The sequence below is a fragment of the Serratia sp. DD3 genome, assembly GCF_000496755.2.
The window spans coordinates 106401-114307 of the sequence record NZ_AYKS02000079.1; the positions used below are offsets into that span (position 1 = coordinate 106401).

The 7907-nt window shown below is 48.6% G+C and carries 7 protein-coding genes; 3 read left to right on the forward strand and 4 right to left on the reverse strand.

Translation table 11 applies throughout. The annotated features are described in order from the left end of the window. Positions 1-6: 6 nt before the first annotated feature. The gene (locus IO95_RS15825; RefSeq protein ID WP_023490198.1) at positions 7-327 is read left to right on the forward strand and encodes an NIPSNAP family containing protein; all 321 of its coding nucleotides are present in this window, start codon (positions 7-9) and stop codon (positions 325-327) included. Between the two features lie 156 nt (positions 328-483). Here the strand turns inward: IO95_RS15825 and IO95_RS15830 are convergent, their stop codons facing one another. Continuing rightward, a complete protein-coding gene (locus tag IO95_RS15830) occupies positions 484-1665 on the reverse strand; it encodes a MalY/PatB family protein (RefSeq protein WP_023490199.1) in 1182 nt (393 codons plus the stop codon). A gap of 45 nt (positions 1666-1710) precedes the next feature. Beyond that, positions 1711-3294: a maltose/glucose-specific PTS transporter subunit IIBC gene (malX, locus tag IO95_RS15835; RefSeq protein ID WP_023490200.1), complete on the reverse strand. Its 1584-nt coding sequence runs from the start codon at positions 3292-3294 to the stop codon at positions 1711-1713. Positions 3295-3520: 226 nt separating this feature from the next. Here malX and IO95_RS15840 point away from each other — a divergent pair, with 226 nt between their 5' ends. Then, the gene (locus IO95_RS15840; RefSeq protein WP_037386059.1) at positions 3521-4552 is read left to right on the forward strand and encodes a Mal regulon transcriptional regulator MalI; all 1032 of its coding nucleotides are present in this window, start codon (positions 3521-3523) and stop codon (positions 4550-4552) included. A 138-nt stretch (positions 4553-4690) separates the two neighbouring features. Here the strand turns inward: IO95_RS15840 and IO95_RS15845 are convergent, their stop codons facing one another. After that, a complete protein-coding gene (locus IO95_RS15845) occupies positions 4691-6172 on the reverse strand; it encodes a YdgA family protein (RefSeq protein WP_023490202.1) in 1482 nt (493 codons plus the stop codon). A 154-nt stretch (positions 6173-6326) separates the two neighbouring features. Then, positions 6327-7505 carry a mannose-6-phosphate isomerase gene (manA, locus tag IO95_RS15850; RefSeq protein WP_023490203.1) on the reverse strand — a complete coding sequence of 393 codons (1179 nt, stop codon included), beginning with the start codon at positions 7503-7505 and terminating at the stop codon, positions 6327-6329. Positions 7506-7763: 258 nt separating this feature from the next. Between manA and IO95_RS15855 the strand changes: the two genes are divergently transcribed. Continuing rightward, on the forward strand, positions 7764-7907 hold a 144-nt coding region (locus tag IO95_RS15855; RefSeq protein ID WP_152554953.1), incomplete at its 3' end, for a transposase.

Genomic DNA, 7907 nt, shown 5'->3' on the forward strand with positions numbered 1-7907 from the left:
GCCTCTATGGGCAAAGTGATCGAGATTTTACAGTACCGATTACGGGTGGGAAGTGGAGAACGCTTTCACCATATAATGCAACATAACAGTGTGCCATTGCATTTAACATCAGGCATTACTGTGCTTGAGTATGGTATTTCATTGCATGCCGCCGATGCCTACTATTTGATTCGTTTGTTTGATGGCATGGAGGAAATGGAGCAGGTACTGCATGATTTCTATCACAGCAAAGCCTGGCGTGAAGGGCCGCGAACAGAGATTGTGTCATTGATTGAGGAAAGTCATCGAGTGGTATTGCCTTATCATAGGGTCGATTCGCTGATTTAAGGTCGATTAATCATCACGAAGGCATCTCGGCAACAATCCCTTTTGTTTAGCTGAGTCTCCAAACCGGATGAGATAGCGTGTCAGCAAAAAACTGTGGTAACCCCTCGCCCTAATTGAAATGTGGGCGAGGAGTTCAGTAGTAAGTTGAAGATGGTTTTAACTGCTGGCTAGCAGAAAATTCAAGGCATTAATCAATTTATCCACACCCGCTTCTACTTTGCTGCGTGGGCAACCGACATTCAGGCGCACAAAACCGCGCCCCTCTTCGCCATAGGTAAAGCCCGGCATAATGGCTACTTTCTCGCGCTCAATCAGAACCTGTTGCAACTGTTGGTCATCAATCGCCAGTGGACGCAAATCTATCCATGCCAAATAAGTGGCCTGGGGTGGTTGCCAGTTAAGCTGTGGAAAGGCCAGATTAAGGCGCTCGGCGACATAAGCCAGATTAGCTTGCAGATAATCGCGCAGTGCATCTAGCCAGGGCTCACCATGACGATAGGCGGCAATATGGGCGATAAGTGCCATCACCGCCGGTGATGAGATAGCATCACGGTTTTTCAGTGCACGGGTATAGCTTTCACGGGTGTAATCATCACTGATCAAGCCATAAGCCCCGGTGAGTGCCGGAATATTGAATGCCTTAGAGGCTGAAGTCAGTAATGCCCAAGGGGTGGTGGCGACCTGGCTCCATGGGATATGTTGCTGTCCGTTCCAAACCATATCCATATGGATCTCGTCACTGATCACCTTGACCTTATGGCGTTCACAGAGTGCTGCCATCTGCGCCAGCTCCTGCTGGGTCCAAACTTTGCCGGTAGGGTTGTGTGGGCTGCACAGCAGCAAGATCCGGGTTTGTGGTAACGCCAGTAGGGCTTCCAGTTGGGCCATATCACAGTGCCAATCATTACCCACTTTGTGCAATGGGCAAGGGAGTATTTGACGCTGATTGCCTGCCACCACTTTATAGAACCCATCATAAGCCGGGGTATGGGTAACCACAAACTCACCTGGTGCCGACCAGATGCGTACCAACTGCGCCACCATGTAAATCACCGATGGGCCATACACCGCTAGATGAGTATCAATAGCGCAATGAAAACGCTGTTGGTACCAGTGCCTGATGGCACCGAGAAAGTCTTCATGCTGCCAACGGCTATAGCCCAGCACACCATGTTGCAGGCGTTGTTGCAGGGCTTGAAGAATGCAAGGGGCGGTGGCGAAGTCCATATCGGAGATAGTGAAAGGGAGCAGATCGGCGCTGCCAAAACGGTCAGCAACATAGTCCCACTGGGTACACCAAGTACCATGGCGATCAATCGGGGTGGAAAAATCAAACATGTAAAACTCCGGGCAACGGCGCAGCAATGCTGCGCCTGAAAGAAATTATGCACTGGTCATCAAATAGTCTAATTCATCTTTCACGGATTGTACTTGTGGGCCGATCACCACTTGCAGATTGTGATCATTGAGATGAACCACACCAATGGCACGGTTGGCTTTGAGTAGCGCATCATCCACCTTGCTCATATCGTTAACCGACAAACGCAACCGGGTGATACAGTTGTCCAAGGAGATAATATTCTCTTTACCGCCGAGAGCCAGCAGGATAGCGGGCACATTATAACCGGACTTACCGACGTTGCCCGTTGATACCGTCTGTGACGCACTGGTGTCATTATCACGGCCCGGTGTTTTAATATTAAAACGCTGGATGGCGAAGCGGAAAATAGCGTAGTACATAACGAACCAGATGGTGGCCACAACTGGCACCCAATACCACTTGGTTGCAGTACCATGCAGGATACCAAACACCACAAAGTCAATGATATTGCCATCGGTATTACCAATAGTCACCCCGAGCAGCGCCATCACGGTGAAACCGAGGCCAGTCAACACTGCGTGGATCAAATAGAGGAATGGCGCAACAAACAGGAACAGGAATTCGATTGGCTCTGTGGTGCCACCCACGACACAAGCAACGACGCCGGAAATTAATAATCCTTTGATTTTATGACGGTTCTCTGGTTTTGCACAGTGATACATGGCTAAAGCAGCCCCTGGCAGTCCACCAAGGAAGGCCGGCATTTTACCTTGTGACAGGAAGCGAGTGGCGCTCTCGGCAAAGCCATGAGTGGTTGGACAAGAGAGTTGTGCCTGGAAAATGGTCAACGCGCCGCTAACTTCACGGCCACAAACTTCCAGCGTTCCCCCTGCTTCGGTAAAGCGGATCAGCGCCACCAGAATATGGTGCAAGCCAAATGGCAGCAGTAGACGTTCGCCGGAGCCAAAGATCATCGGGCCAAACGCCCCCGCACTGTTGATCATATTCCCCAGCCCGTTGATTCCCATGGCAAACCATGGCCAAATCAACGGGATCGCCAGCCCACACAGGCCCAACACCACGGTGGTAACGATAGGCACAAACCGGGTACCACCGAAAAATGCCAGTGCATCAGGCAGGCGGATGGTATTAAAACGTTCATGCAACAGATAAACGATGATACCGACGATCACCGCCCCCAAGATCCCGGTATCGATGGATTGGATACCTAAAATATTCTGGATATTGTTGGCTTTCAGTATCAGTGGGTCAGTGGTCGGTAGAATCCCGGCGGTAGTCAGATAAAAGTTGGTGGCCAGGTTAAGCACGGCAAAACCAACAAAGCCAGAGAAGGCGGCAACGCCTTTGTTTTCACGCGCCATACCCAATGGAATAGCGATAGCAAACATCACCGGCAGGAAGCTAAAGGCAAAAGAACCGATTTTGCTCATCCAGGTGAACAGTAACTGGAACGCCGGATGGTTGAGCGCCGGGAGCAGGGTAATAACATCTCGGCTACTGAGGGAACTGCCGATCCCCAGCATGATGCCGCAGAACGAAAGTAGTGCGACGGGCAACATGAATGTCTTGCCCAGGCTCTGGAAGAACTCCCAAAGCGTAATTTTTTGTTTTTTGGGTGCGGGCATAACCGATAACTCCTGGCAAAAAAATACGCAACAATGTGCGTGCTCTATTAGGTAAAAAATAAGATAAAACGTTTTACCTACTAAAAATGCGCTAATAATCACAAATGTGAATCATCTTTTTGCTGCCTCAGCCGCAATATCAGTAAATCGTTTTACTGCGTAAAGAAATTCGGTATACCATTTGTCGTCAGCGAGAGAAGCACTCCGATATGGCTTGGCAGAGGCTATAACCATCAAAAAGATCACTATCACTGAAGTTGCCCAATTGGCTGGGGTATCCGTTACCACCGTCTCGTTAGTCCTGAGTGGTAAAGGGCGTATTTCACCGGCCACCATGATGCGTGTTAATCAGGCCATCGAGCAGCTTGGCTATGTCCGTAATCGTCAGGCGGCGACATTACGTGGCGGAGCGTCAGGCATAGTGGGGTTGATTCTGCGTGATATCAGTGAACCTTTTTATGCTGAGGTGACAGCAGGCTTGAGTGAGGTGCTGGAAGCTCATGGCAAGGTGCTGTTTCTGACGCAGAGTGGCCGAGATGGTAAGGGCTTAAGGCGCTGTTTTGATACGCTGCTGGAACAGGGTGTGGATGGGATGGTTTTGGCCGGCGGGCTGCGTTCTGTGAGCGGCTTGCAAGAAAAAGCGGCAGAGCAGGGGGTACCACTGGTGTGCGCTGCACGGTCTAATGGCCTGGAAGGCGTAGATGTAGTGCGGCCAGATAATATGCAGGCGGCCAAAATGGCGACCGAGTTTTTGATCAAGCGCGGTCATAGCCAAATTGCCTATTTAGGAGGGAAGAGCGATTCTTTGACCCGGGCTGAACGCTTAGGCGGGTTCTGTGCCACGCTGGTGCAGTATGGTTTGCCATTTCGCACGGAGTGGATTGTGGAATGCGATTGCCATCAACGCATAGCGGCGCAAGCTGCCGAAAACCTATTAAGTCAGTACCCAAATATTAGTGCGCTGGTATGTCATAAGGCCTCTGTGGCATTGGGGGCTTATTTTGGTATTGTGCGCAGTGGCCGTAATATTGGTTCCGAAGGCCTAGACAGTTTTTATACTCAGCAGGTGGCATTGATTGGTTTTGGGGATGTTCCCGAAGCTGAGTTAACGGAACCGCCGCTGACGTTTATCTCTAACTCGGCGCGCGATGTCGGCCGCAGTGCTGCTAGCCGTTTGTTGCAACGCATTGATAACGATCAGTTACCACCACAAAGCGTGATATTGCAACCCACGTTGATCAAACGCGGATCCGCTTGATCTACCTGCATATTGAGCGAGACCCAAAAACCTTACAGCCAGCCGCGACAGTTGTATTGACGACAAAAACAGTTAAGGGCCCAATGTGGGCCCTTAATGTATTGTTATAGTGGTACCGGTGAATTATGCCGATCTAATTCACTCTAGCCCATCATTACCGCCAAACGCACCGAGCTGGCGAGAAAGGTCTTGCAGTGACATTTTGTTGCCATTGAGCTCAATCTGATTGTCGGCATAATTGAAGCTGCTGCTGATTACCCCATCTTTTTCCGTCGTCAGTTTGAACATCTGCCCCATTGCCGACAAGGTTTGCACTTGCTGTTGTGCAAATTTCTGCGCGTCTTCAGCACTGTAACCTTGCAGTTTTGCTGCCTGGGTAGTGGTTTCTATTGCCATTGCCATAGGGATGGAGAGGTTGGCTTCAATTTTCTTGAATGTACGGGCGAATTTTTGCTCTGGATCTTCAGTTGGTGTAGCAAACTGTGCCTGATCCTGGAAAGCAACATTCAAATTAAAGCTGCTTTCACCTTGACTGTTTTTCCAACTCAACGGGGCAATAGCGATACTTGGGTTACCTTTCAGCAATAGTGGCAGATTCTTCAGTAGAATCGTTCTGGCTTCTTCCTGATAAGCCACTGGATCTATCTCTTGGCTATCTTTCAACAAAGCCATGGCTTGCTGATTGTATTGCTCAGAGAATTCTTTTAGGGCTTTAGCATCCAAATTATCAACTTTCAGTAACAACTTAGCAGAACCAAAGTCCATATCCTGAACTTTTACCCCATCCAACGTATAACTGAGTTGGCCTGCCAAATTTGAGCCTTGTTCATCAAATTTACTGCCCAGGTTGAAGCCTTCCACTGACATTAACGTTTTACCGTCAACGGCCACTGCAAACTGCTTGACGCCCATATTCTGGTTACCGAGAGTCATGCCAGATTGACCTAGATGAGTATCAACGTTGAGTGTAACGCCTTGTATGGTCACTTGTTCATTTTGCCCCAACGCACTGGGCCCGCTAATGGTGAGGTTGTCACTATTGGCATCCAGTTTCAGGGTTTGCATATCACGGCCCATATCCGCATTAATCTGTGCACCACTGAATTTCAGCAACACTTTATCTTTGGTGAACTCAAGAGGGATCACGTCAGCAACGGTGTTAATAGCGCCACTATAGGAAACACGTGAATTAGCGCTAAACAGCGATTTACCCTTAGTGATCTCAAACAAAGGTTTAACTTTCGCGGTGTTTTCCAATTCGGTGTAAACCGAAGCCATGCTTGGCAGCAGGTGGAATCTTTTCAGTTGGCTCAGAGGGAAAGGGCCATGGTCAATAGTTTCGATAAATGCAATTTCATCACCGGGCTTCAAGAATGCATTATCGCTGGTGCTATTAGTACGGAGAACATAGCGCATCCGGCTACTGAAAATACCGCGCTGATAGTTTTCAGCACTGAGCTTAAGACCCGCTTTCGGCAGGTAATCGTTCAATTGGTTATTGGCATTAGCGACCACTTCACCCATTCGTTGTTCAATTAGCTTACCGGTGTACCAAGAGGCCCCGGTCCATGCAGCGCCAAGAACCACAATGATACTGACTGCAACGACTGATTTTTTCATAGTTCCGTTTATCCTTTCTAAGGCCAACTAATACAAAAAATGGCTGGGCAAAATGAGTCTGTAGGCAATAAACACCTGAAGACAGTTATTGTGAAGCTAATTTAATCATCTTGGCAACTAATTTGCCTTGCGTAGTTGCCAAAGTTTAGCTGAATTATTGCAATGTATTATAAACACGGGCGATACGGCCGCTACCGGCGACGTTAACGGGTGATTCAAAGGCAGCAATATAACAGGATTCACCTGGCTGCAATATGATCTGTTGCCCCTGTTTTTCCAATGTAGCTTCGCCTTCCAGGCAGAACACAATAGCCGCACTTTGTTGCACTAACGGTTGCGCCGTCGCCGTGAGGTGGTGTAATGAGAAGGCGAAGTCTTCAACCGGAACCGGGAATAATAACTCATCGCCATGGCTTTCAGCTTGCGTCAATAACGAGGAGGCAGCTTGTGGCCGGAACTGCAGGTTAGCCAATAACTCAGGGATATCGATAAATTTAGGCGTCAACCCGGCACGCAAAACGTTATCTGAGTTGGCCATCACCTCCAGCGCGACACCATTGAGGTAAGCATGTGGGGTTTCTGCATAAAGGAACATGGCTTCCCCTGGGGCCAGCTTAACCACATTGAGCAGCAATGGGGAGAACAAGCCGCTGTCATCTGGATAAAAACCGGCGATAAAGCGAATGGTGTCCCAAGGCTCACCTTGCTGGTTTTTCAGCGTACTATTTAGTACTGATAGTGCTTGTGCTTTTTGCTCGCCACTCATGGCTAGCAGACTGGCAAACAAAGTTGTCAGATGAGCAATATCCGGTTGTTGCAAAAATGATGCGATATCAGGATGTGCTGCGGCGAGGGGTTGCAGCAGGGAAGCAATATCATCCAGTTCACGAAAGCCATTCATCGCCAGGAATGGCGTCAAAGCAAACACCAGTTCTGGTTTGTGATTGGGATCTTTATAGTTGCGCTCAGCAGCATCAAGAGGGATGCCCGCCGCATTTTCTTTGGCGTAGCCTATTTCAGCGGCACGCTTGCTGGGGTGAACCTGGATCGACAGTGGTTGGTCGGCACATAGCACTTTAAACAGGAACGGTAATTCGCCAAATCGTTGGGCCACTTCGGTTCCCAACTGTTTAGCCGGGTCGCTATCAATCACTGCGCGTAACGAACAGAAATTTCCTGCGGCATCAGCAAGTTGAGAGCTGCTCTTCGGGTGTGCTCCCATCCACAATTCCGCCATGGGTTTACCCGAAGGGTTGGCAATGCCATATAAGCGAGTTAATGCATCAACACTACCCCAAGCATAGTTTTGGATTGCATTGGTCATTTTTTGCATGAGTGATCCCTGCTTTTAAAAAAATTGCGTTAAGTAAACAATGTGCTGTGGTTGTATTGCAAGTCGATATATTTAAAAAAGTCTATTATTCAACATGTCAATAAGAGTGATTCTTATTTAATGCTGTGCATTTTTACTAATTATGTTGAGATAGAGAGGGATCCATTTGCTGCGGCCCCAAGAAACACCAGACAGTAGATGTATCTTAAAATAAGAGATAGGCTTAAACATATGTCTAATACTGGTTCTAATTTTGAGATGACTGGAATACTGTTGGGACAGGAGCGCCGTAAACGTAAGACTCCGCAGGAAAAGATCGCCATTATTCAACAGGCTATGGAGCCAGGTATGACCCTGTCTCATGTGGCTCGTCTGCATAGTATTCAGCCCAGCCTGTTGTTC

What these genes read in the sequence shown, in the direction of transcription:
- malX (WP_023490200.1), bottom strand. Translation starts at nt 3,294, where the DNA reads ATGCCCGCACCCAAAAAACAAAAAATTACGCTTTGGGAGTTCTTCCAG.
- IO95_RS15825 (WP_023490198.1), top strand. Translation starts at nt 7, where the DNA reads ATGGGCAAAGTGATCGAGATTTTACAGTACCGATTACGGGTGGGAAGT.
- manA (WP_023490203.1), bottom strand. Translation starts at nt 7,505, where the DNA reads ATGCAAAAAATGACCAATGCAATCCAAAACTATGCTTGGGGTAGTGTT.
- IO95_RS15830 (WP_023490199.1), bottom strand. Translation starts at nt 1,665, where the DNA reads ATGTTTGATTTTTCCACCCCGATTGATCGCCATGGTACTTGGTGTACC.
- IO95_RS15845 (WP_023490202.1), bottom strand. Translation starts at nt 6,172, where the DNA reads ATGAAAAAATCAGTCGTTGCAGTCAGTATCATTGTGGTTCTTGGCGCT.